The 22,704-nt window shown below is 67.8% G+C and carries 25 protein-coding genes; 15 read left to right on the forward strand and 10 right to left on the reverse strand.

Annotation, left to right across the window (positions count from 1 at the left end; genetic code table 11):
* Positions 1–4: 4 nt before the first annotated feature.
* From A5659_RS21975 to A5659_RS21995, 5 genes are all read right to left on the reverse strand, one after another.
* Positions 5–337 (reverse strand): TfoX/Sxy family protein, encoded by a 333-nt coding sequence (locus tag A5659_RS21975; RefSeq protein ID WP_067024521.1) that lies wholly within the window; start codon positions 335–337, stop codon positions 5–7.
* 7 nt (positions 338–344) lie between these two features.
* The gene (locus A5659_RS21980; protein WP_066870781.1) at positions 345–734 is read right to left on the reverse strand and encodes a nitroreductase family deazaflavin-dependent oxidoreductase; all 390 of its coding nucleotides are present in this window, start codon (positions 732–734) and stop codon (positions 345–347) included.
* 65 nt (positions 735–799) lie between these two features.
* Positions 800–1,150: a hypothetical protein gene (locus A5659_RS21985; RefSeq protein WP_066870779.1), complete on the reverse strand. Its 351-nt coding sequence runs from the start codon at positions 1,148–1,150 to the stop codon at positions 800–802.
* 230 nt (positions 1,151–1,380) lie between these two features.
* Positions 1,381–3,702, reverse strand: a complete 2,322-nt coding sequence (gene lon, locus A5659_RS21990) for an endopeptidase La (RefSeq protein ID WP_067184220.1) — start codon at positions 3,700–3,702, stop codon at positions 1,381–1,383.
* Positions 3,703–3,795: 93 nt separating this feature from the next.
* A complete protein-coding gene (locus A5659_RS21995; protein ID WP_067024518.1) occupies positions 3,796–5,037 on the reverse strand; it encodes an alpha-hydroxy acid oxidase in 1,242 nt (413 codons plus the stop codon).
* 18 nt (positions 5,038–5,055) lie between these two features.
* Between A5659_RS21995 and A5659_RS22000 the strand changes: the two genes are divergently transcribed.
* Positions 5,056–5,493, forward strand: coding sequence for a DUF1810 domain-containing protein (locus A5659_RS22000; protein WP_067184223.1), 438 nt, complete (start codon positions 5,056–5,058; stop codon positions 5,491–5,493).
* 23 nt (positions 5,494–5,516) lie between these two features.
* Here A5659_RS22000 and A5659_RS22005 read toward each other — a convergent pair whose 3' ends face one another.
* From A5659_RS22005 to A5659_RS22015, 3 genes are read right to left on the reverse strand one after another with little or no spacing between them, the layout of a single operon-like run.
* Complete coding sequence (locus tag A5659_RS22005) at positions 5,517–6,848, reverse strand: alpha-amylase family protein (RefSeq protein WP_082976149.1); 1,332 nt, start codon at positions 6,846–6,848, stop codon at positions 5,517–5,519.
* A 10-nt stretch (positions 6,849–6,858) separates the two neighbouring features.
* Positions 6,859–7,395, reverse strand: a complete 537-nt coding sequence (locus A5659_RS22010) for an alkyl hydroperoxide reductase (RefSeq protein ID WP_066870770.1) — start codon at positions 7,393–7,395, stop codon at positions 6,859–6,861.
* 40 nt (positions 7,396–7,435) lie between these two features.
* Positions 7,436–8,023: a peroxiredoxin gene (locus A5659_RS22015; protein WP_066870766.1), complete on the reverse strand. Its 588-nt coding sequence runs from the start codon at positions 8,021–8,023 to the stop codon at positions 7,436–7,438.
* Between the two features lie 101 nt (positions 8,024–8,124).
* Between A5659_RS22015 and A5659_RS22020 the strand changes: the two genes are divergently transcribed.
* From A5659_RS22020 to A5659_RS22035, 4 genes are all read left to right on the forward strand, one after another.
* Positions 8,125–9,060 carry a hydrogen peroxide-inducible genes activator gene (locus A5659_RS22020; RefSeq protein WP_066870763.1) on the forward strand — a complete coding sequence of 312 codons (936 nt, stop codon included), beginning with the start codon at positions 8,125–8,127 and terminating at the stop codon, positions 9,058–9,060.
* A gap of 35 nt (positions 9,061–9,095) precedes the next feature.
* Entirely contained in the window at positions 9,096–9,797 is a 702-nt protein-coding gene (locus A5659_RS22025) for an EthD domain-containing protein (protein ID WP_066878165.1), read from the forward strand.
* A gap of 9 nt (positions 9,798–9,806) precedes the next feature.
* Positions 9,807–10,250 carry a TIGR03618 family F420-dependent PPOX class oxidoreductase gene (locus A5659_RS22030; RefSeq protein ID WP_067024510.1) on the forward strand — a complete coding sequence of 148 codons (444 nt, stop codon included), beginning with the start codon at positions 9,807–9,809 and terminating at the stop codon, positions 10,248–10,250.
* A gap of 73 nt (positions 10,251–10,323) precedes the next feature.
* Positions 10,324–11,073, forward strand: coding sequence for an enoyl-CoA hydratase/isomerase family protein (locus A5659_RS22035; protein WP_066870755.1), 750 nt, complete (start codon positions 10,324–10,326; stop codon positions 11,071–11,073).
* A 20-nt stretch (positions 11,074–11,093) separates the two neighbouring features.
* Here A5659_RS22035 and A5659_RS22040 read toward each other — a convergent pair whose 3' ends face one another.
* Positions 11,094–11,279 (reverse strand): bacterioferritin-associated ferredoxin, encoded by a 186-nt coding sequence (locus A5659_RS22040; RefSeq protein WP_066870751.1) that lies wholly within the window; start codon positions 11,277–11,279, stop codon positions 11,094–11,096.
* 339 nt (positions 11,280–11,618) lie between these two features.
* On the opposite strand from A5659_RS22040, the gene bfr reads away from it, so the two are divergent.
* The 10 genes from bfr (at position 11,619) to A5659_RS22085 (ending at position 22,151) form a co-directional block, all read left to right on the forward strand.
* Positions 11,619–12,098 carry a bacterioferritin gene (gene bfr / locus A5659_RS22045; RefSeq protein ID WP_066870748.1) on the forward strand — a complete coding sequence of 160 codons (480 nt, stop codon included), beginning with the start codon at positions 11,619–11,621 and terminating at the stop codon, positions 12,096–12,098.
* Positions 12,099–12,134: 36 nt separating this feature from the next.
* Entirely contained in the window at positions 12,135–14,204 is a 2,070-nt protein-coding gene (locus A5659_RS22050; protein WP_067024507.1) for an MDR family MFS transporter, read from the forward strand.
* 65 nt (positions 14,205–14,269) lie between these two features.
* On the forward strand, positions 14,270–14,764 hold the full coding sequence (locus tag A5659_RS22055) for a carboxymuconolactone decarboxylase family protein (RefSeq protein ID WP_066870794.1): 495 nt from the start codon (positions 14,270–14,272) through the stop codon (positions 14,762–14,764).
* Between the two features lie 102 nt (positions 14,765–14,866).
* Complete coding sequence (locus tag A5659_RS22060; RefSeq protein ID WP_067024504.1) at positions 14,867–15,748, forward strand: TIGR03854 family LLM class F420-dependent oxidoreductase; 882 nt, start codon at positions 14,867–14,869, stop codon at positions 15,746–15,748.
* 57 nt (positions 15,749–15,805) lie between these two features.
* A complete protein-coding gene (locus A5659_RS22065) occupies positions 15,806–17,158 on the forward strand; it encodes a glutamine synthetase family protein (RefSeq protein ID WP_067024502.1) in 1,353 nt (450 codons plus the stop codon).
* Positions 17,159–17,167: 9 nt separating this feature from the next.
* Positions 17,168–18,301, forward strand: coding sequence for an amidohydrolase family protein (locus A5659_RS22070; RefSeq protein WP_067184227.1), 1,134 nt, complete (start codon positions 17,168–17,170; stop codon positions 18,299–18,301).
* Positions 18,302–18,393: 92 nt separating this feature from the next.
* Positions 18,394–20,352, forward strand: coding sequence for an adenylate/guanylate cyclase domain-containing protein (locus tag A5659_RS22075; RefSeq protein WP_156749310.1), 1,959 nt, complete (start codon positions 18,394–18,396; stop codon positions 20,350–20,352).
* Between the two features lie 135 nt (positions 20,353–20,487).
* Positions 20,488–20,742: a DUF3761 domain-containing protein gene (locus tag A5659_RS29025; protein ID WP_156749311.1), complete on the forward strand. Its 255-nt coding sequence runs from the start codon at positions 20,488–20,490 to the stop codon at positions 20,740–20,742.
* A 141-nt stretch (positions 20,743–20,883) separates the two neighbouring features.
* On the forward strand, positions 20,884–21,717 hold the full coding sequence (locus A5659_RS22080) for a lysophospholipid acyltransferase family protein (RefSeq protein WP_066870792.1): 834 nt from the start codon (positions 20,884–20,886) through the stop codon (positions 21,715–21,717).
* Complete coding sequence (locus A5659_RS22085; RefSeq protein ID WP_067024495.1) at positions 21,717–22,151, forward strand: SRPBCC family protein; 435 nt, start codon at positions 21,717–21,719, stop codon at positions 22,149–22,151. The genes A5659_RS22080 and A5659_RS22085 overlap by 1 nt, the downstream gene beginning before the upstream one ends.
* A 64-nt stretch (positions 22,152–22,215) precedes the next feature.
* Here A5659_RS22085 and A5659_RS22090 read toward each other — a convergent pair whose 3' ends face one another.
* Positions 22,216–22,659: a nuclear transport factor 2 family protein gene (locus A5659_RS22090; protein WP_066878151.1), complete on the reverse strand. Its 444-nt coding sequence runs from the start codon at positions 22,657–22,659 to the stop codon at positions 22,216–22,218.
* Positions 22,660–22,704: the final 45 nt, after the last annotated feature.

The following is a 22,704-nucleotide window of genomic DNA, read 5'->3' on the forward strand; positions in this document are numbered from 1 at the left end:
CACGCTACTTGGGCGGCAGGGTGCGCGCGTAGCCGACCCCACGGTTCACCCACCCCTGCAGCTGCCGCTTGGTCCGCACCCCGGCGGCCTCGACACGCAGCCAGCCGCGCACCTCTCGGCCGCCCATCACCATGGGGTGGACGTGCGCACGCCGCAGCAGCGACTCGAACACGGCGGGGGACGCGCGTACCAGCAGTCCGCCCTGCCCGCTCACGGCGACCGACATGTTGCCGTCGACCAGGAACGCCAGGCCGCCGAACATGCGCTTCTCCTCGACGCCGGACTCCGATCCCAACAGTTCGCGGATCCGGTTGGCCAGGTCTTCGTCGTAGGCCATGAACCCTTCAGTCCAGATCGACGCGGATGGTGAGCAGGTCGCTGCCCATCAAGCGCACCATCGCGCTGTTCATCCGCGGCAGCTCGCCCAGCCGCCGCACGGCATCGTCGTCGGGCAGCAGGTGCGCGGTCCCGCTGCGCCACCGCCCGCCAACCCGCACGCGCACAGCCGGATTCGCTTTGATGTTGCGAACATAGTCGGAGTGCTCGCCGTGTTCGGCGACCATCCAGAACCGGTTGTCCACGACGCGGCCACCCACCGCGGTCCGGCGCGGTTGCCCGCTCTTGCGCCCGGTGGTTTCCAGCATGGTCGTCGGCAGCTGCCGGCCCACCGGGTTGACGAGCAGCCGCTGAACCCGATGGACCACTTGCCGTTTCAATGTCGCGAAGTCGCTCATGCCGTGGATTCTGCCGCAAACGAGAACAGCCGCCACATGCGCGGCGGCTGTCTCGTTATGCGGTTTTACGTGGCGTAGGCCACGAATTGGCCGCCGGGCAGGAACACGCCCCACTGGTTGAAGTCCGGGTTGAATACCACCGGGTAGTCGCCCGGTTGGCCCGGCGGAGTCCAGCGAGCCGGGTACCCGTAACCGATCGGGTCGTTGAAGTGCCCCGGCGGCGGGAATCCGCGCTGCCCCGGCGGAAGCGGGGTGCCCGGGCCGTTGCAGTTGGCGCCGGGGCCGCCGACGCAACCCGGCACCGGCGGATTCGGCCCATGCGGGTCGGCCTGCGCCAACCCGGCGCCGATTCCGAGCGCACCGGACGTCAAAGCACCCGCGATCGCGGCGCTAGCAGCAATTCTGTTCAACCTCATGATGAACTCCTTATCCGGCCGGTCGACCGCCTACGGCGGCGTCACGGCAGTGATCTGTTGTTCGTCCACCCGCGCCGTTTGACGTCGGGTTAGAGGTCATTCCCCCCTCGGCTGGTCTTCCCTCTGCGCTGACAGATACCCGGCCCCGGGGGAAGCCAAAACTTCTTGCCTTGCCCGGGGCCATGGCGTCGTCACTAGCTCGACACGGGATCAACGCCGCCTAGACAGCGTCATGCGGCCACGGTGGCGGCCTGCGCCGCCGGCTCCAGGGCCTGCGCAACGATCTCGGCGACATCGGTCATGGGCCGCACGTCCAGCACCTCGAGCACCTCGGCGGGCACGTCGTCCAGATCGGGCTCGTTGCGCGCCGGAATGAAAACCGTTGACAGACCGGCACGTTGGGCCGCCAGCAGCTTCTGCTTCACCCCACCGATCGGCAGCACCCGACCGTTCAGCGTGACCTCACCGGTCATGCCGACGTCGGAACGGACCTGACGCCCGGTCGCCATCGACACCAGGGCGGTCACCATGGTGACACCGGCCGACGGGCCGTCCTTGGGCACCGCACCCGCGGGGACGTGGACGTGGATGCGCCGGTTCAACGCCTCGGGCTCGACACCGAGCGCGTCGGCGTGGGAGCGCACGTAGGACAGCGCGATCTGCGCCGACTCCTTCATCACGTCGCCCAGCTGGCCGGTCAACTGCAAACCCGGTTCCCCGTCGGTGGCGCCGGCCTCGATGTAGAGCACGTCACCACCCAGGCCGGTCACGGCCAGGCCGGTGGCCACCCCGGGCACCGCCGTGCGTTCGGCCGATTCCGGCGTGAATCGCGGGCGGCCAAGGTAGCCAACCAGATCCGGCTCGTCGATGGTCAACGGCTCCGGGTTGGCGGCCAGCTTGGTGGTGGCCTTGCGCAGCGCCTTGGCCAACAGCCGCTCGAACTGGCGCACGCCGGGCTCGCGGGTGTAATCCGCCGCGATCTTGCGCAACGCCGCGTCGGTCACCGCGACCTCGTCCTCGGTCAGCGCCGCGCGCTGGCGCTGCCGGGGCAGCAGGTAGTCACGCGCGATGGCGACCTTGTCGTCCTCGGTGTAGCCGTCGATCGCAACCAGCTCCATGCGGTCCAGCAGGGCGGACGGAATGTTCTCGATCACGTTGGCGGTGGCCAGGAACACCACGTCGGACAGGTCCAGGTCCAAATCCAGGTAGTGGTCGCGGAAGGTGTGGTTCTGCGCGGGGTCGAGCACCTCGAGCAGCGCCGCGCTCGGGTCACCGCGATAGTCGGCACCGACCTTGTCGATTTCGTCCAGCAACACAACGGGATTCATCGATCCCGCCTCACCGATCGCACGCACGATCCGGCCCGGCAACGCTCCCACATAGGTGCGCCGGTGCCCGCGGATCTCGGCCTCGTCGCGCACACCGCCCAGGGCGACGCGGACGAACTTGCGGCCCAAGGCCCGGGCGACGCTCTCGCCCAGCGACGTCTTGCCGACGCCGGGGGGACCGGCGAGCACCATCACCGCACCGGAGCCGCGGCCGCCGACGACCTGCAGCCCACGCTGGGCGCGGCGCGCCCGCACGGCCAGGTACTCGACGATGCGGTCCTTGACGTCGTCCAGCCCGTGGTGGTCGGCGTCCAGGATTTCCCGGGCCGCCTCCAGGTCCGTGGAGTCCTCGGTCCGGACGTTCCACGGCAGGTCCAGGACGGTGTCCAGCCAGGTGCGGATCCAGCCGCTTTCCGGGCTCTGGTCGCTGGACCGTTCCAGCTTGCCGACCTCGCGCAGCGCGGCCTCACGCACCTGCTCGGGCAGCTCGGCGGCCTCGACGCGGGCACGGTAGTCATCCGAGCCGTCCGGTTCGCCCTCGCCCAGTTCCTTGCGGATGGCGGCCAGCTGTTGGCGCAGCAGGAACTCCTTCTGCGTCTTCTCCATGCCCTCGCGCACGTCCTCGGCGATCTTGTCGTTGACCTCGACCTCGGCCAAATGCGAGCTGGTCCAGTCGATCAGCACGCGCAGCCGCTCGGTGACGTCGACGGTCTCGAGCAGTTGCCGTTTCTGCGCGTTGGTCAGGTACGAGGCGTAACCGGAGGTATCGGCCAGCGCCGACGGGTCGGTCAGCCTGTTGACGTAATCGATGATCTCCCACGCTTCGCGGCGTTGCAGCATGGCCAGCAGCAGCTTCTTGTACTCCGCCGTGAGCGCCTTGATCTCGTCGGTCGTCTCGCCGTCGGGGACCTCAGTCACCTCGACCCACAGCGCCGCACCGGGCCCGGACGCGCCCGCCCCGATCTGCGCCCTGCGCTCACCGCGCACCACCGCGGCGGTGCCACCGCCGGCGATGCGCCCGACCTGCAGGATTTTCGCGATCACGCCGTGCGAGGGGTAACGGTCGTCCAGTCGAGGGGCGATCAGCAGCTGTCCCGATTCGCTCGCCGCAGCGGCATCGATCGCCGCTCGGGCGGCGTCGTCCAGCGCGATCGGCACCACCATTCCGGGCAATACGATGGTGTCAGTGACAAACAGCACCGGCACCGACTTGGCTTCAGCCATCAAATCCTCCAAAAGTTGAGTCTGATGCGCTTAACCCAGCCGGGCGCCGGTTTGTTCCCGGGGACCCCGGCCGTTGCGGGTGTGCGGCCGGCGTCACACCGGCGGCAACGGGCCCAGCCGTCGCAGTTGCGTGACGTGCTGGGGGGAGAGCTCCTCGAGGCAGGTGACGCCGAGCAGCGCCATGGTCCGCACAATCCCGCTGCGGAGGATGTCGATCGCGCGGCTCACTCCCGCCTCACCGCCGGCCATCAGGCCGTACAGGTAGGCGCGCCCGACCAGCGTGCAGCGGGCCCCCAGCGCGATCGCGGCGACGATGTCGGCGCCGGCCATGATGCCGGTGTCCACCAGGATCTCGGTGTGTTGCCCAAGCTCCCGCGCGACCGTGGGCAGCAGGTGAAAGGGCACCGGGGCCCGGTCCAGTTGGCGCCCACCATGATTCGACAAGACGATGCCGTCGACGCCGCGGTCGACGACGGCGCGAGCGTCCTCGAGTGTCTGAATCCCTTTCACGACGAGCTTGCCGGGCCATTGCGCCTTGATCCACTCCAGATCGTCGAAGGTGAGGCTGGGATCGAACATCGTGCTCAGATACTCGGCGACGGTGCCGGGCCAGCGATCGAGCGAGGCAAACGCCAGCGGCTCGGTGGTCAGCAGATCGAACCACCATTTCGGGTGCGGCACGGCATCGAGCACGGTGCGCAGCGTCAGTGTCGGCGGAATCGTCATGCCGTTGCGGTTATCCCGTAGCCGGGCACCGGAGACCGGGACGTCGACGGTGGCCAGCAGCGTGTCGAAGCCCGCGTCGGCGGCGCGCCGCACCAGGGCCATGGAGCGCTCGCGATCGCGCCACATGTAGAGCTGGAACCACTTTCGGCCCTGCGGGACGGCGGTGACGAGATCCTCGATCGCGCAGGTACCCAAGGTGGACAGCGAAAACGGGATCCCCGCGTCGGCCGCCGCTTGTGCTCCGGCGATCTCGCCCTCGGTGTGCATCAAGCGGGTGAATCCGGTGGGGGCGATCCCGAACGGCAACACGACCGGCTGCCCCAGCACATTCCAGCCGGTGGTGACCTGGGAGACGTCACGCAGAATCGTCGGATGAAACTCGATGTCGCGGAACGCTTGTCGTGCGCGTTGGATGGATAGTTCGTCGTCGGCGGCCCCGTCGGTGTAGTCGAACGCCGCCCTCGGGGTGCGGCGCTTGGCGATGGCTCGCAGGTCCTCGATGGTGTACGCGGCGTCGAGGCGGCGCCTGGTCGCGTTGAGCCGGGGCCGCTTGAACTGCATCAGCGGCGCGAGGTCGCGCACCTTGGGCACTCGTCGTTGGACTGCCATGTGTGCAACCGTAGTCAAATGGACTCGACAGGCGACCCGTTCGATCTCAATCGCTTTGTGGACGCGCAGGAGCCGGTGTACGGCGACGTCATCGCCGAGTTGCGCGCCGGGCGAAAACGCAGTCACTGGATGTGGTTCGTCTTTCCGCAGCTGCGCGGGCTGGGCGGCAGCGCCATGGCGGCACGGTTCGGCATCGCCTCGCTCGACGAAGCCGACGCCTATCTGCGCCATGAGCTGCTGGGGCCACGGTTGCATGAGTGCGCCCGGCTGGTCGCCGCGGTGCAGGGGCGATCCATCGGTCAGATTCTCGGCTCGCCGGACGACCTCAAACTGCGCTCGTCGATGACGCTCTTCGCCCGCGCGACCGAGGACAACGCCGACTTCGTCGCGGTGCTGGACAAGTATTACGACGGCCGCCAGGACCGGCTGACCTTGGAGCGGCTGACCGGGCCCTAGGCGACGCCGTGAAAAGCCGGGCCCTAAACCGGGCGCAGGATCCGCCAGCCGTGGGGCTCGACGGCAACGGTGTCGACGACCTCCTGCGGTGGGGCGGCCGATCCGCCGATCACCTCGCCGCGAGCGGTGCCCAGCTTCGGCAGCGTCACCCGCAGCGGCTCGTCGTCGATGTTGAGCGCCACCAGCAGGGCATCGTCGCCGTGGCGCGTCTCGTACACGTAGCGCCGGTTTTCCAGCAGCCGGGCGGTGGTGGTCGCCGCATGTAACCACGGGTAGCGGCGTCGCAGGCCGACCAGGTATTGGTGCAGCCGCCAGGTTTCGACGCCGAAGTCGTCGAGTTGCAGTGGGGGAGAGCCGAACTCGGGGCGAACCGCGTCGTCACCGCCGAAGCGTTCCTCCTTGACCCCCAAGAATCCCAGTTCGTCGCCGGCGTACACGCTGGGCACCCCGCCGACCGTCAGCAACAGCACCAGCGCGTGGGCGACGTGTTCGGGGTTTTCCAGCCGGCTGGCGATGCGGGTGACGTCGTGGTTGCCGATGAAGGTCAGCGGTGCGAAGCAGGTCAGAAACTCGTTGTGGCGCTGCAGCGCCCAGTCCAGCTCGAAGAAATTGCCGTCGTTGAGGCCGCTCCAGATCGCCTTCCACAGCTCGTATTGCGTGGCCGAGTCGAAGGTGGCGGCCTCCACGACCGCGGCGTAGTCGCCGTGGATGAGTTCCCCGACGAACCAGGCGTCCGGGTAGCGCTCCCGCACCCGCGGCAGCGTCGAGGCCCAGAAGTGTTGCGGCACGGCATAAGCCGCGTCCAGTCGCCAGCCGTCGGCGCCGCGACCCAGCCAGTGCGCCATGACGTCGACGGCGTAGTCGGCCACCTCGGGGTTGTCGTGGTTGAGGGTGATCAGTCCCTCGTGGCCTTCGAAGGTGTGAAATCGGCCGGGCCGTCCGCGAAACCAGCGTGCGGCCGCGTCGTCGTCGGCGGCGGCCTCGCGGTAGCGCGCGAAATCCTGGCCGACGTGATTGAACACCCCGTCGAGCAGTACCCGCAGTCCGCGGCGATGAGCCTCGGCGATCAGGTGGTCGAAGTCGTCGTCATCGCCCAGCCGGGGGTCGATGCGGTAGTGGTCGGTGGTGTCGTAACCGTGTGTGCGCGAGGCGAAGACGGGTCCCAGCGCGAGGCCGGAAGCCCCGAGTTCGATGGCGTGGTCCAGCCAGTCGACGAGCCGCCGCAACCGGTGCTCCTCCGGTTGCGGCGGCTCGTCTGCCTGCGGTGCGGGAAACGCTCCCACGAACCCCAGGGGATAGACCTGCCACCAGATCGCGTGCTGGACCCAGGCGGGTCCGGTCACGGTTCTGGTCACGACGGCGCGATCAGCCGACGGTGGCCAGCGTCTGGGAGGCGATGATCGCTTGCGCCACGCCGGAAATGATCGCCGCGGCCTTCAACGCCTCCTGGATGGTTTCCCGGCTGACGCCGGCCTCGCGCAGCGTGTGCTCATGAGCGGCCACGCAGTCCGGGCAGCCGTTGATCGACGACACCGCGAAAGACCACAGCTCGAAGTTCGCCTTCTCCACGCCGGGGTTGGCGATGATGTTCATCCGCAACCCCGCGCGCAGATCGTCGTACTTGCCGTCCAGGAAGCCCCGGCCACGGTAGAACACGTTGTTCATGCCCATGATCGATGCGGCTCCCAGCGCCGCGTTGTAGGCCTCGGCGGACAGGATGTCGGCCGCCTCGGCCCCGATCTCGGCGAGCACCTGGGTGTTCCGCGTCGCCGCGGCGCTGGCCAGCAGGGTGCCCCACAGCTGCTCCTCGTTGAGCTCGGTCGTGCGAGTGATCGAGCCCAGGTTGAGCTTGAGGTCCTTGGCGTACTCCGGTAGCGCTTCTTTGAGGTTTTCTACGCTCATCTCGCCTCCTTCTCCGAACCTTATGCGATCCAGGCCGGGATCAGGCCGACTGCTTGAGCAGCTCGGTGGCGTCCAGCGTCGGGTCACCCTTGCGCCAGTTGCAGGCGCACAGCTCGTCGGACTGCAGTGCGTCCAGGACGCGCAGCACCTCTTCGACGTTACGACCCACCGAACCCGCGGTCACCGAGACGAACTGGATCTCGTTGTTCGGGTCGACGATGAAGGTCGCCCGGTCGGCCACGCCGTCGGCGTTGAGCACACCGGTGGCCAGGCTCAGCTCCCGCTTGATGTCCGCGAGCATCGGGAACGGCAGCTTCTTCAGGTCCTCGTGCTGGGCCCGCCAGTTGAAGTGCACGAACTCGCTGTCGATCGAGACACCCAGCACCTGCGCGTCGCGGTCGGCGAATTCGTCGTTGAGCTTGCCGAACGCGGCAATCTCGGTCGGGCATACGAAGGTGAAGTCCTTCGGCCAGAAGAACACCACGCGCCACTTGCCGGCGTGGTCCTCGTTGGTGATGGTGGTGAAGTAGTCCCCAGGCTGCTTGGCGTCGACCTTGGACAGATCGCCCGCGATCAACGCAGTGAGCTCGTAGGCGGGGAACTGGTCGCCGATGGTCAGCAGAGGCATATCGCTCCTTATCTGGAATTACTCAAGATTAGATGTCCTCCACCATGTTGCCGCGTAGCCTTATTGAAGTAAAGGTGATATTTCCCACTAGACTCATAGGCATGACCGATAAGACTTATCAGCCCACTATCGCCGGCCTGCGCGCGTTCGTGGCGATCGCCGAGAAGCGGCAATTCAGCAGTGCCGCAACGGATCTCGGCGTCAGCCAGTCGACGTTGTCGCAGGCGCTGGCGGCGCTGGAGGCGGGCCTGGGCACCCAGCTGGTCGAGCGGTCGACGCGGCGTGTCTTCTTGACAACGCAGGGCACGGAACTGCTCCCGCGCGCCCAGGCGGTCGTCGAGGCCGCCGACGCGTTCAGCGCCGCCGCGGCCGGGTCCACCGACCCGCTGCAGACCGGCGTGCGGCTGGGGCTGATACCGACGGTGGCGCCCTATGTGCTGCCGACCGTGCTGGCCGGCGTCGCCGAGCGGCTGCCGGGCCTGACGTTGCGGGTGACCGAAGACCAGACCGAACGGCTGTTGGCGGTGCTGCGTGAGGGCGCACTGGATGCGGCCCTGATCGCCCTGCCCGCCGAGGGTGCCGGTGTCACCGCGATCCCGATCTACGACGAGGATTTCGTCCTCGCCCTACCGCCCGGCCATCCGCTGGCTGGCAAGCGCCGGGTTCCGGCGACCGCCCTGGCCGACCTGCCGCTGCTGTTGCTGGACGAAGGCCACTGCCTGCGTGATCAAGCACTCGACGTCTGTCACAAGGCGGGGGTGCGGGCAGAGCTGGCCAATACCCGGGCGGCCTCCCTGGCGACCGCGGTGCAATGCGTGACCGGCGGCCTGGGCGTCACGCTCATTCCACAGAGCGCGGTGCCGGTCGAGGCCTCGCGCAGCCGCCTGGGCCTGGCGCAGTTCGCCGCACCCCGCCCGGGGCGGCGGATCGGCTTGGTCTACCGGTCATCGAGCGGGCGCGACGAGTCCTATCGCCGGCTGGCCGAGCTGATCGGCACAGTGATCAGCAGCCAGCACCAGGTGCGGCTGGTGAAGTAGGCCTACCCGGTGCCCGCCCCGGGTAGGTTCTGCCTATGGAAAAGGTGATCGCGGTGCTCAGGCGGGCCGAGCCGGATGACGCGTGGTGTGCCCGGCAACGGGGTCACGTCGCCGATGCGCTGCTGCAACTGGGCGTCGCCGGGCTGCAGATGAATGTTCGGGACAGCACCGTGCGCCACTCGCTGATGACGCTGACCACCCTGGACCCGCCGGTCGCGGCGGTGGTGAGCATGTGGACCCAGCAGTGCTACGGCGAGCAGATGACGGCGGCGTTCAAATTCCTCGCCCAGGAATGTGAACAGCTCGCCGCGTATCTGGTGACCGAATCCGTCCCGCTGATGGCTCCAACCGTCGAATCCGGCGCTCGCACACCGGGTTTGGCCAACGTCGCGCTGCTGCGCCGGCCCGCAGACATGGACCAGGCGACCTGGCTGACGCGGTGGCAGGGTCACCACACCTCGGTGGCGATCGAAACGCAGTCGACGTTCGGCTACACCCAGAACTGGGTGGTGCGGGCGCTGACCCCGGACGCGCCGGGAATCTCCGGCATCGTCGAGGAGTTGTTCCCGATCGAGGCCATCACCGACCTCCACGCTTTCTTCGGAGCCGCCGATGACGACGACCTACAGGACCGGATGGGGCGAATGGTCGCCAGCACCAGCGCCTTTGGCGCCAACGAGAACATCGACACGGTGCCGACGAGCCGGTACGTCTTCGCCAGCCCGTTCAACGGATGAGGGGCTCTCATGACGACACTGCGCGACGCGGTCGCCTTGGCCGCGACGGAAAGCGGCCTGGCGGTGGTGTCGACCGTCCGCGCTGACGCGACGGTCCAGGCTTCGCTGGTGAACGTGGGGCTGCTGGCGCACCCCGCGGACGGCCAGCCAGTTCTCGGCTTCACCACCTACGGCAAGGTCAAGCTGGCCAACCTGCGGGCCCGACCGCAGCTGGCCGTCACCTTTCGCAACGGGTGGCAGTGGGCGACGGTCGAGGGCCGCGCCGAGCTGGCGGGCCCGGCCGACAGCCGGCCCTGGCTCACGGACGCCGATCAGTTGCGGCTGCTGCTTCGCGACGTGTTCACCGCCGCGGGCGGCACGCACGACGACTGGGACGAGTACGACAGGGTGATGGCCGCCGAGGGTCGCGCCGTGGTGTTGATCGCGCCAACCCGCGTCTACAGCAACGGCTAGCCACAGGACTGCTGGCGTGGTGACCCGCTGCGCCCGGCTGCGCCGCGCTTGCGATCCCCACTAGGCTGCTGGCGTGACGCTGCAGATCGATGACGACAAACGGGTACGTACCCTCACACTGAACCGGCCCGAGGCGCTCAACGCGTTCAACGAAGCTCTCTACGACGCCACTGCCGAGGCGTTGCTGGCCGCCGCCGACGATCCCGAAGTCGCGGTCGTGCTGCTGACCGGCGCGGGCCGTGGTTTCAGCGCCGGTACCGATCTGGCCGAAATGCAGGCACGCATCACCGACCCGGACTTCACCCCGGGCAAGCATGGCTTCATCGGACTGATCAGCGCGCTCAGCGCTTTTCCCAAGCCGCTGATCTGCGCGGTGAACGGCGTCGGCGTGGGCATCGGGGCCACCATCCTCGGCTACGCCGATCTGGCGTTCATGTCGTCGACCGCCCGCCTGAAGTGCCCGTTCACCAGCCTGGGCGTGGCGCCCGAAGCGGCATCGTCATACCTGCTGCCCCAGCTGGTGGGCCGGCAGAACGCGGCCTGGCTGCTGATGTCGTCGGAATGGGTCGCCGCCGACGAGGCCCTGCGGATGGGACTGGTCTGGCGGGTCTGCGAACCCGACGAGCTGCTGACGCAGGCCCGTCAGCACGCGGAAATCCTTGCCTCCCGGCCGATCTCGAGCTTGATGGCCGTCAAGCACACCATGATGGAGCCCGTCCGGCCCGAGATTGTGGCGGCCACCGCCCGCGAGAACGCCCACTTCGCCGAGCTCATGGGCGCACAGGCCAACGCCGCGGCGCTGGCCGCGTTCAACAAAAGTTGAAGCACAAACGCTGACGGCGGCTAGGCCGACTGGGCCGTCTGCAGCTTGGCCGAGGCGGCGAGGATGGCCCGCAGGGTGCGCCGGCAGCGGCCGCAGTCACCACCGGCCCCACAGGCGGCGGCGATCTCTTTGGAGGTCGATGCGCCCTGCGCGACGACGTCGCACACGGTCTGGTTGGTGGCCCCAACACAGAGGCACACGTACATCAGCGCACCTCCCGCATTTCGGCGTCCCCTTCGTCGAAAGCCCGGTCCAGCGTCTGCGAATCGTCCCGGCCGCCGGCGTTCCGAGTCATCAGGCACCGGGGCGATGGGGCCGAATTCATACGCCGCATATTAGTGGAGTCTAACCTAAGTTCGTTAGCCGAGTCTAACCTAACCAAGGGGTGACTTACCCCACTCGGGGACCCACTGAGCGCAGCCAAACCTTGCTGGAACATTCCCGGCGGCCGTGGCAAAGTGCTGCTACAGCCCAGGTTTGTGCGCTCCAGCCCAGCGTGCCCGCCGCGGCCACATACGACAGCCGCTCACACCATAGGAGTGACAATGCAAGGGGATCCGGAAGTTTTGCGTCTGCTCAACGAGCAGCTGACCAGCGAGCTCACCGCGATCAACCAATACTTCCTGCACTCCAAGATGCAGGACAACTGGGGTTTCACCGAGTTAGCTGGGCACACCCGGGCCGAGTCCTTCGACGAGATGCGACACGCCGAGGCGATCACCGACCGCATTCTTCTGCTCGACGGCTTGCCGAACTACCAGCGCCTCTTCTCGCTGCGCATCGGTCAGACGCTGCGTGAGCAGTTCGAGGCCGACCTGGCCATCGAGTACGAGGTGATGGAGCGGCTCAAGCCGGCGATCATCCTGTGCCGCGAAAAGCAGGACTCCACCACCGCGACGCTGTTCGAGAACATCGTGGCGGACGAGGAAAAGCACATCGACTACCTCGAGACCCAACTCGAGTTGATGGACAAGCTGGGCGTGGAGTTGTACTCGGCGCAGTGCGTGTCGCGCCCACCCAGCTGACGCGGCCGGCGGCGAAATAGGTAACGTCGCCCAGGTATGACGAGCCCAAGGGCAGCGACCCAAACTCGCCCGGCTTCCGGTGCCGCATCCAGCGGCGAGCTGATCAGCCCGCAACGACGCAATCTGATCTTCATCGCGATCGTGCTCGGCATGCTGCTCGCGGCGCTGGACCAGACCATCGTGGCGACGGCGCTGCCGACCATCGTCGCCAACCTGGGCGATGCCGGGCATCAGTCCTGGGTGGTCACCAGCTATCTGCTCGCATCGACCATCGTCACGGCGCTGGTGGGTAAGCTCGGCGACGTCTTCGGCCGCAAACGCGTATTCCAAACGGCCATAGTCTTTTTCGTCGTCGGCTCGATACTGTGCGGACTGGCCCAGTCGATGGCAATGCTGGTGGGTGCGCGCGCACTGCAAGGGATTGGCGGTGGCGCCATCACCGTCACGGCCAGCGCGCTGATCGGCGAGGTCGTCCCCCTGCGCGAGCGGGGCCGATATCAGGGCATCCTCGGGGCGGTCTTCGGCGTCACCACGGTCATCGGCCCGCTGCTCGGCGGCTACTTCACCGACTACCTGACCTGGCGGTGGGCGTTCTGGGTCAACGTGCCGATCTCGGTCGTGGTCATCTTCGTTGCCGCAGCGGCGATTCCCGCCCTGACCGCGTCCGCCAAGCCCGCCATCGACTACGCCGGCATCACGTTCGTGGGCCTGGGCGCCGCGGGCCTGACGCTGGCCACCAGCTGGGGCGGCACCCTCTACCCGTGGGGATCACCGACCATCATCGGTCTGTTCGTCGGCGCCGCGATAGCGCTCGGCGTGTTCGTGATGGTGGAACGGCGCGCGGCCGAACCCATCTTGCCGATTCGGTTGTTCGGGAGCCCGGTGTTCACCGTCTGCTGCGTGCTGTCCTTCGTGGTGGGCTTCGCCATGCTGGGCGCGATGACCTTCCTGCCGACCTATATGCAGTACGTCAACGGGGTTTCGGCGACCACCTCGGGCCTGCGCACCCTGCCCATGGTGCTCGGCATGCTGGTCACCTCGACAGGCAGCGGCACCATCGTCGGCCGGACCGGGCGCTACAAGGTCTTTCCGGTGGCCGGCACCGCGCTGATGGCGTTGGCCTTCCTGCTGATGTCGCGCATGCAGCCGTCCACCTCCGCCCTGATCCAGTCTCTTTACCTGGTGATCCTCGGCGCCGGCATCGGATTGTCCATGCAGGTGCTGATCCTCATCGTGCAGAACACGTCGAATTTCGAAGACCTCGGCGTCGCCACCTCGGGTGTGACGTTTTTCCGGACCATCGGAAGTTCGTTCGGCGCGGCCATTTTCGGCTCGCTGTTCGTGAACTTCCTCAACGGCCGCATCGGTGCGGCCCTGGCGGCCAGCGGCGCGCCGCCCAGCGCGGTCAGTTCACCCGGGGCTCTGCACCGGCAACCGCACGACGTGGCCGCCCCGATCGTGGCGGCCTACGCCGAGTCGCTCACCCAGGTCTTCTTATGGGCGGCGCCGGTCGCCCTGGTCGGATTCGTGCTGGCGCTGTTCTTGCGCGAGATCCCGCTGCGCGACATCCACGACAGCACAATCGATCTCGGCGACGCGTTCGGCATGCCGACCACCGAGACTCCCGACCAGATGCTGGAGAACGCGATCGCGCGGATGCTGCGCGGCGAGACCGGCATGCGGCTGCGCAGCATCGCCATGCGACCCGATTGCCGGCTCGACGTCGCCGGACTGTGGGGGGTCTTGCGGATCAATCGCTACACCGAGATGTACGGGACCGCCCGGCTCACCGACATGGCCGACTACCTCCGGATACCGTTCGAGGTGCTCGAGCCCACCTTCGCCCGCCTGGTATCCGGGGGTTATGCGCAGCGCGACGGCGAGCGGATGTGGCTCACCCCGGCCGGGGGACAACAGGTCGCGTACGTGCACTCGCTGCTGTTGGCCTGGCTGGTCGACAAGCTCGCCCGGTCACCGGGATTCGAGGGTCGCCCGGACCGCCGCGCGGTGGAGGCGGCGCTGGACCGCGTCGCGCATCGTGTGCTGGCCCAACGGGATTGGCATGAGGAACAGCCGACCGTGGCAATCCCGTCGGCCGCTCGCTAACCGGTGCCGATACGCATTCGCCGACATCCCCAACCCGGGTGATGACGCGGGCGTACCATCACGCCATGAGCCGAATCGGAACTTTTGCTGACGACGACCTGGCCGGCTGGTTTGTGAAGTCCCCGGACATCGGCGGCGCGCTCGGCGGCTTCAGCCAGGCGGTGTACACCAAGAACCGGTTGCCGATCCGCACCCGCGAACTGGCCCGCGCCGTGATCGCCCACCGCAACGAATGCGTCGTCTGCGTCAACACCCGCGATGAAGACGGACCGGCGGCGGGTGTGGACGAGGAGCTCTATGACCACGTCCACGAGTGGCGCACCTGGCCCGGCTACAGCGAACAGGAGCGGCTGGCCGCCGAGTTCGCCGACCGCTTCGCCACCGAGCACACCGCGCTGCGCGACGACGAAGACTTCTGGAGCCGGTGCGCCGCACACTTCTCCGACGAACTGCTGGCCGACCTGGCACTGTCCTGCGCGCTGTGGGTCGGCATGGGCCGAGTGCTGCGGACCCTCGACATTGGCCAAGCCTGCAAGCTGACCATCCCCAGCCGCGGCTAGTTTTCGTGTGGCCCGGCCATCCGGCGATGGCGCGCGCCGCGGGCACAAAAGACGCGCCGCCGATGTTGCGGTGTGGGTGAGGGAACTCGGAGGGAGGCGGCGGTGAAGATTCGCTTCGGCGTCGGCCTGGGTGCCGATACCGCGCCGGATCAACTGGCCGCCATCGTGGATCACCTCGAGGCGAACGGGGTGGACTCGCTGTGGTTTTCCGAACTGGTGTACTCCCCGGCGGTCGATCCGATGGTCGGCATGGCGTACGCGCTGTCCCGGACGACCCGGTTGAAGGTGGGGACCTCGGTGGCCGTGCTTCCGGGCCGGCATCCGGTGCTGGTGGCAAAGCAGTTGGCGTCGCTGGCGGCCGTCGCGCCCAAACGGGTTCTTCCCGTGTTCGGCTTGCGTTCGGCGATACCGGCCGAACGCGAGGTCTTCGTGGTCCCCGACGGCGAGCGCGCGGCGGTGTTCGACGAGTCGCTGCGGCTGTTGCGCGCGGCGCTGGTGGAGGATTCGACGACGTTCACCGGCCAATATTTCAGCGTCACCGACGTGGCCGTCGCACCGAAACCATCACCGCCGCTTGATATTTGGGTGGGCGGCTCGGCGCCGGCCGCCTTTCGGCGCATCGGCGCGCTCGGCGACGGCTGGCTGGGCAGTTTCCTCACCCCCGCCGAGGCGCGGGCCGGGCGCGAGGCGATCGAGCGAGCCGCCGCGCACGCCGGCCGCAGCATCGAGCCAGACCACTTCGGCATCTCCCTGGCCGTAGCCGACGGGGAATTGCCCGCGGAGTTGGCCGCGGCCGTGCACCGGCGCCGCCCGGACCGGGACCCCGGCGAGCTCGTCGCCGCCGGGTGGGATCGGCTGCACCGGCAGCTGGACGCCTACCTCGAGGCGGGCCTGACGAAATTCGTCATCCGGCCGGTGGGCAAGGCACCCGTGGATGGTTTCCTCGATCGCTTCGTCACCGAACTCGTCGGCCGGCAGAACTGAGCGTGCGGTGACGCCGTTTGCCGTCCGGGTCGGCGCGAGGTGGGGAGAATGGCTGCCATGACCGGCACACCGCTCGCCGCCGCGGCAATCGCGCAGCTGGAGGCCGAGGGCGTCGACACGGTCATCGGCACGGTGGTGAATCCGGCCGGGCTCACGTTGGCCAAGACGGTCCCGATCCGGCGGACCGACACGTTCGCGGATCCCGGCCTGGGGGCCAGCCCGTCCTGGCATGCGTTCGCCATCGATCAGACCGGGATCGCCTTCACCGCCGATGCGGGCGTGGTGGGGGACCAGCGCCTCCGGATCGATCTGTCGGCGTTGCGCATTGTGGGTGACGGGCTGGCGTGGGCACCCGCCGCATTTTTCGAGCAGGACGGCACCCCGGTGCCGACCTGCAGCCGTGGCACGCTGCGGCGCGTCGAGGCGGCGCTCGCCGAAGCCGGCATCGAGGCCGCGGTCGGGCACGAAATCGAATTTCTGTTGGTCGGCCCGGACGGCGCCCGGCTGCCGTCGACCTTGTGGGCGCAGTACGGCCTGGCCGGTGTGCTCGAACACGAGGCGTTCGTTCGCGATGTGATCGGGTCGGCGACGGGGGCCGGCATCGCGATCGAACAGTTGCACCCCGAATACGGCGCCAACCAGTTCGAAATCTCGCTCTCGCCGCAGGCCCCGGTGGCCGCCGCCGATCAGCTGATACTGATGCGGCTGATCATCGGGCGCGCGGCGCGTCGGCACGGGCTGCGGATCAGCCTGTCGCCCGCGCCCTTCGCCGGGGGCGCGGGATCCGGTGCACATCAGCACTTCTCACTGTCGACGCCGAAAGGCCCGCTGTTCTGCGGCGGCGACGCGAGCCAGGGCATGACGGCCGCGGGGGAGAGCGCGGTCGCGGGTCTGGTGCACGGACTGCCGGAAGCTCAAGGCGTCCTGTGCGGGTCGATCGTGTCCGGCTTGCGGTTGCGGCCGGGCAACTGGGCCGGCGCCTACGCCTGCTGGGGTACCGAAAACCGGGAGGCCGCAGTGCGGTTCGTCACCGGCGGGCCCGGCACCCCGCGCGGCGGCAACGTGGAGGTCAAGATCGTCGACCCTTCCGGGAACCCGTATCTCGCGTCGGCGGCCATCCTCGGCCTGGCGTTGGACGGGATCAAGTGCCAGACGACGCTGCCACCGGAGGTCACGATCGACCCGGCCACCGTGCCCGAATCCGACCGGGTGCGCGACGGTATCGTGCGGCTGACCGATTCGCAGGCCGAAGCGATTGCGGCGCTTGACGGTTCGGAGGTGATGCGCCGCATCCTGGGCGATCCGGCCGTCGACATGGTGGTCGCGGTGCGCCGCCTGGAGCGGGAGCGCTACGGCGACCTGGCGCCCGAGCAGTTGGCGGACAAATTCCGCATGGCCTGGAGCCTGTGACGGCCGGTCATGGTCTCCGACACTCGCGCCCTGTCCCAGCACATCGGCGGTCTGGCGCTGATTGATCAGCATGTCCACGGATGCTGGTTGGCGCCGGCAGACCGGCCGCGATTCGAGAACGCGCTCAACGAGGCCAACAGCGAACCCATTACCCATCCGGGTTTCGACTCTCAACTCGGGTTCGCGGTGCGCGCCCATTGCGCTCCCGTCCTGGGTTTGTCCAAACACGTTGACCCGCAAGAGTATTGGGAGCGCCGTAGCCAGTTCGACGAGCATGACTTGGCGCGGCTGTTCTTGTCGGCCGCCGGGGTGAGCGAGTGGCTGGTGGATACCGGGATCGGCGGTGGCGGTGTCGCCGGAGTCGCGGATATGGCCCGGCTGTCCGGCGGTGATGCGCGCGAGGTGGTGCGGCTCGAGGAGGTGGCCGAGCAGGCGGCGCAAGCCCGCGGCGACTACGCGGCGGCGTTCGGGGAGATCTTGCACCGGCGCGCGGCCGGCGCGGTCGGCACCAAATCGATTCTGGCGTACCGGGGCGGGTTCGAGGGCGACCTCAGCGCTCCGTCGCCGGCCGAGGTCGCCGAAGCCGCGAGCCGCTGGCGCGACCGCGGCGGTACCCGGTTACAAGACAGGGTGCTGCTGCGGTTCGGGTTGCACCAGGCACTGCGACTGGGCAAGCCACTGCAGTTCCACGTCGGGTTCGGCGACCGCGATTGCGATCTGCACCAGGCCAATCCGCTGCTGCTGCTTGACTTCCTGCGCAGCACGAAAGACGTGCCGATCGTGCTGTTGCACTGCTACCCCTACGAGCGCGAGGCCGGCTATCTGGCCCAGGCGTTCAACAACGTCTATGTCGATGGCGGGTTGAGCGTCAATTACCTGGGGGCGCGGTCACCGGCGTTCCTTGCGCGTCTGCTGGAAATGGCGCCGTTTTCCAAGATCCTCTATTCGTCGGACGGATTCGGTCCGCCGGAGCTGCATTTCCTCGGCGCGATCTTGTGGCGCAGGGGCATTGAGTGGGTACTCGGCGAATTTGTGGACCGCGGCGAGTGGAGCGAACCGGACGCCATCCGGGTGGTCGACCTCATCGCCCGCGAGAACGCCGCACGCATCTACCGGCTGACGCATCGCGGCGGCCGGCCGTGACCGCCCGTTCGAAGCCCGCCGACTGCCGGCGACGCAGGCCGCGGGCCGTTCGCCGGGGATCGAGGCTGCGCACGGCGAACTGGGTGATGCACATGGCGCTGCCCATGCTCGCGTTATGGCTGCTGCTGGGCATACCCAAGGTCGACCTGGAATGGGACAACCGGGTGGCCCATTTCATCTTGGTGCTGACCGCCTCGGCCGTGAGCGTCGTGCTGGGCGCCCTGATCGCGCGGGCGTCACGCGCGCGCGACGACGCCCGGCTCTGGCTGGTGTCGCTCGTATTCATGACGACCGCCGGCTTTTTCGGCGTGCACGCCGTCTTCACGCCGGGGGTCCTTTTCGACACCTCCGATGCGGACTTCATGTTGCCGACCCGAGTGGGCCTGGTGCTGGCCGGGCTCGTGGCGCTGGCCTCGTCGATCACCTTCGACCCGGCCAGGAGCGCCCGCCTCTGGTCGGTGCGCCCCGCCCTGGCTTTGACGGTGGGAGCGCTGATGGCGGCCTGCGCGGTGACCGTCCTGTACGGACTGCTCGACCGGCTGCCGAACCAGGAGCTGGTGCAACGCGTGGAACAGGCCTGCGCGCTGGTCGGCGCCGCACTGTTCGCCCTCGCCGCGCTTGCCTACCTGCCGGTCTACCGGCGCCGTCCCGCGGTGGTCGTGATCTCGGTGCTGACCGCGTTCACGTTGCTGTCCGAGGCGGCGGTGGCCCTCGCGTTCGGGATGAGCTGGCATGCCTCCTGGTGGCTGTGGCACGTGCTGATGACGATGGCCTTCTGCTTCATCGCCTACAGCGCGCGGGTCCAGTTCCGCCGCGAAGGCACCGTCAGAGGTCTTTTCGACGCACTCGCCACCCAACAGACCATCGCCGGCCTGCGCCGCGATTACACGGCGGCATTGGAGACGATGGTCGACATGTTGCAACGCCGGGAGCGGGGCGAGCAGGTTCCGCCCGGCGCTGCCGCCGCCGCCCTCGCCGACCGGTTCGAACTCACCGAGCAGCAGGTGGCGGTCCTCAAACGCGGCGCGGAAGCCCTGGGCGCCGAACGCGAACGCGTCCGCAAGCTCGGCGAACTCGTCGCGCTGGGCCAGGAATCCAGCGTCATTCAGGACGAGGACGCCCTGCTCAATCGGGTGCTGGTCGCCCTCTCCGACGCGTTCCCGGGCAACCATTTCCGGCTGGCTCGGGTGCGTGCCGGCGAGCTCTACTTCGACGACGGCGCGGCCGACGGGTCGGAGTCGACCGCACCGCAGGGCACCGTCCTCGAGCTGCCGCTGATGGTGAAGGGCCAGGTCGCGGGCGTGATCGAGGCGCGTGCACCGGATGGCGCCTTCTCCGATGCCGACAGCGCCCTGCTGTGGTCGTTCGCCATGCAGTCCTCGATCGCGTTGGAGAACGCCCGGCTTTACCGGAACCTCGATGGACTGTTCCGTAGTTACATGTCACCCGCGGTCGCGACGGCCCTGCTCGCCGATCCCGATCAGGCGGGCCTCGGCGGTGCGATCACCGACATCACGGTGCTGATGGCCGACCTGCACGGCTTCACCGCGTTCACCGAGGCGACCAGTCCGCAGCAGGTGGTCGGCATGCTCAATGCCTACTACGGCGCGATCGTTCCGGTCATCCTCGAAGCCGGCGGTACCGTCCTGCCCTTTGCCGGTGATGCGGTGGTGGCGATTTGGAATGCCCCTGTGCGCCAACCTGATCACGCGGTGCGCGCCGCGCGCACCGGACTCGCACTGCATGCCGCCGTCGAGCAGGCGGCGGCCGAACGCGACGACTGGCCGCGCTTTCGGGTGGGAATCAATACCGGTCCCGCGCTGGTGGGCAATGTCGGTGCGCAGCAAGTACGCAACTTCACCGCGATCGGCGACACCATGAACCTGGCGGCACGGCTGGAGGGCCTGGCTGAGCCGGGGCAAGTGGTCATCGGACCCAATACCGCGGTCGCGCTTGGTGAGTCCGCACGCGTGCGGATGCTCGGCTGGGTTGACGTCAAGGGCAAGCGCGATCCCGTTCGGGTCCGGGTGCTGGACGGACTGGCGCAGTAGCGGCGCTGCCCTCGCCTCGACAGCGGGAAATTTTTCAGAGATTCGCCTGTGGGCAACGGTCCGGGCGCATAGGCTTCGATCGACGAATCGGGCAAACGTCGCCAACCTGATGATGGACAAGGGAGGTTTGGGCACGTGTTGTCCCGTGCTGCGTTTGTCATCGCAGCCGTCGTCTTCGGCGCCGCCGCTGTGGCGCCATCGGCCTACGCGTCACCCAGCGGCGGTTGCTACACCGCCAGTTCTGGTGACTGCGTGCCATATCCGCAAAAGGGTGGCTCACAACCGCAGGCTGCCACGGCCCAGTGCTCGGATGGGAGTTGGTCTTTCAGCGAACATCCCCATGCCAGTGGGACCTGTCACGGTCACGGTGGCGTCCAGCGGTACTTGTAGCCGTCGGCTGCCAACAACACTGGGATGGTCAAAACACGAGGGGTGACCATCCCAGGTGTTGCGGCGGCCCGGTAATTTTCGTGCCCGGCCGGTTGCATCGCGGCGTTTGACCCCCGGTGACGCCGGGGTATGCGTGCCGACATGGCGACCGCGAAGGACGTCTTGAATTGGGCTCGCGACAAAGTTGTGTCGTGGGTGCCCAAAGCCGACCTTGACCAGCGAGATCCGGATTACATCCGCGATCAACTGCCGGGAACCTGGTTGCTGGCGTCGTTCTATTTCAGGGCGGACGTGCGGGGCTTGGACCGCATTCCGGCCGAGGGACCGGTGCTGCTGGTGGGCAACCACAGTGGCGGCAATGTACCGCCCGACACCTTCGTGTTCACGCTCGCCTTCTGCTCGTATTTCGGCGTTGAGCGGCCCTTTTACCAGTTGGCCCACAACCTCGTCGTGTCCGCGCCGCCGCTCGGCTGGTTGCGCAAATTCGGCACCGTCGCCGCCAACCCCGAAAATGCCCGTCTCGCGCTGGATTCCGGCGCAGCACTGCTGGTCTATCCCGGTGGCGACTACGAGGTGTTCCGGCCCTCCTGGGAACGTCACAAGGTCGACTTCGGCGGGCGCATGGGCTATGTCAAGCTGGCCCGCGAGGCCGGGGTGCCGATCGTCCCCGTCGCGAGCATCGGTGGGCAGGAGAGCGCGCTCTTTCTCAATCGCGGGCAGTGGCTGGCCAAGTTGCTGATGGCCGACAAGTTGCTCCGGCTCAAGAGCGTCCCGATATCGCTGGCGCTGCCCTGGGGACTCAACATCAGCGACCTGGCGGGCCACATCCCGTTGCCCACCAAGATCGTGATCGAGGTTCAAGACCCGATTGAGGTCGACGGCGACGATCAAGCGGTGCACGACAAGGTGATGGCCTCCCTGCAGGGGGGCGTCGACCGGCTGGCTGCCGAACGACGATTCCCGGTGATCGGCTGATGCGCGTCGAACGCCGTTGCGTCATCAACGCCGACCGTGCCGCCGTCTGGAAAATCGTCAGCGACCCGGACTGTTACCCGTCGTTCATGGCGAGCCTGGAGCGGTGGGAGTCGTCGAACGACAAACCACCCGGCGTCGGTGCGCGGTACACCGTCCATTGGAAGATCGGCTCCGTACCCGTTGGCGGCGTGATCGAGGTGGTCGAGTTCGACGACGGCCGCGACCTCGCCTGGGTGGGAATTACCGGCGTAACGCTGCGCGGGCGGATACGGTTGCGCGACAAAGGCGACGGCTGCACACGGGTGACATTTCGGCTGTCGTATCAGGCGCCCGGGGGAATACTTGGGTACATCGCCGATCGGATCGCCGTGCGCCAGGTGGGACGCGCACTGACGGAAACGTTGAAACGCCTCCGGAAACTGGCCGAGTCGTAGCCGCCATCATGCGTTCCAACGGGCGTGGGCGGCAGACGGTCGGGGTGCCGTGGAGCGGCCTTCGTCAAACCAGCGATGAGGCGTCGAATATCCAACTGGTGTCGCCGGTCGCCAAACCCTCGAAGTGGTTCGGGGGAGCGAAGGCCACCAGGCTGTTCATGTCCCAATAGTCTTTCCAGACGGTGATCTTGCCGTCGACGACCTTGTGGACCGTCACGAAGCGCAGCACACCCTGCTCACCTGTCGCGAAAGTCCACGTCTCGGAGTGCTCGTAGAGCACGTCGGACCCGTTGCACACCAGCACGCCGGGGTGGTTCTCGTAGCCGGCCAACTGCTCGAGTCCCATCCTGAGGCGTTGCACGATGCCCTCGGGACCGCGCGCCGACAGTGCGGGGACCGGCATGTCGACGTAGAGGCAGTCGTCGGACAAAAAGGTTTTGATCGCTTCCCAATCTCGCCGCGAAAGCGCCTGCCACAGCCCACGTACGACGTCCTCGACCGCGATCATAGAAGCCTCTGTCATAGCGGCAAATAAACCTCGTCGCCGCCCCGG

The organism is Mycobacterium sp. 1165196.3 (genome assembly GCF_001673415.1).
In the GTDB taxonomy this organism is placed as follows: domain Bacteria; phylum Actinomycetota; class Actinomycetes; order Mycobacteriales; family Mycobacteriaceae; genus Mycobacterium; species Mycobacterium europaeum_A.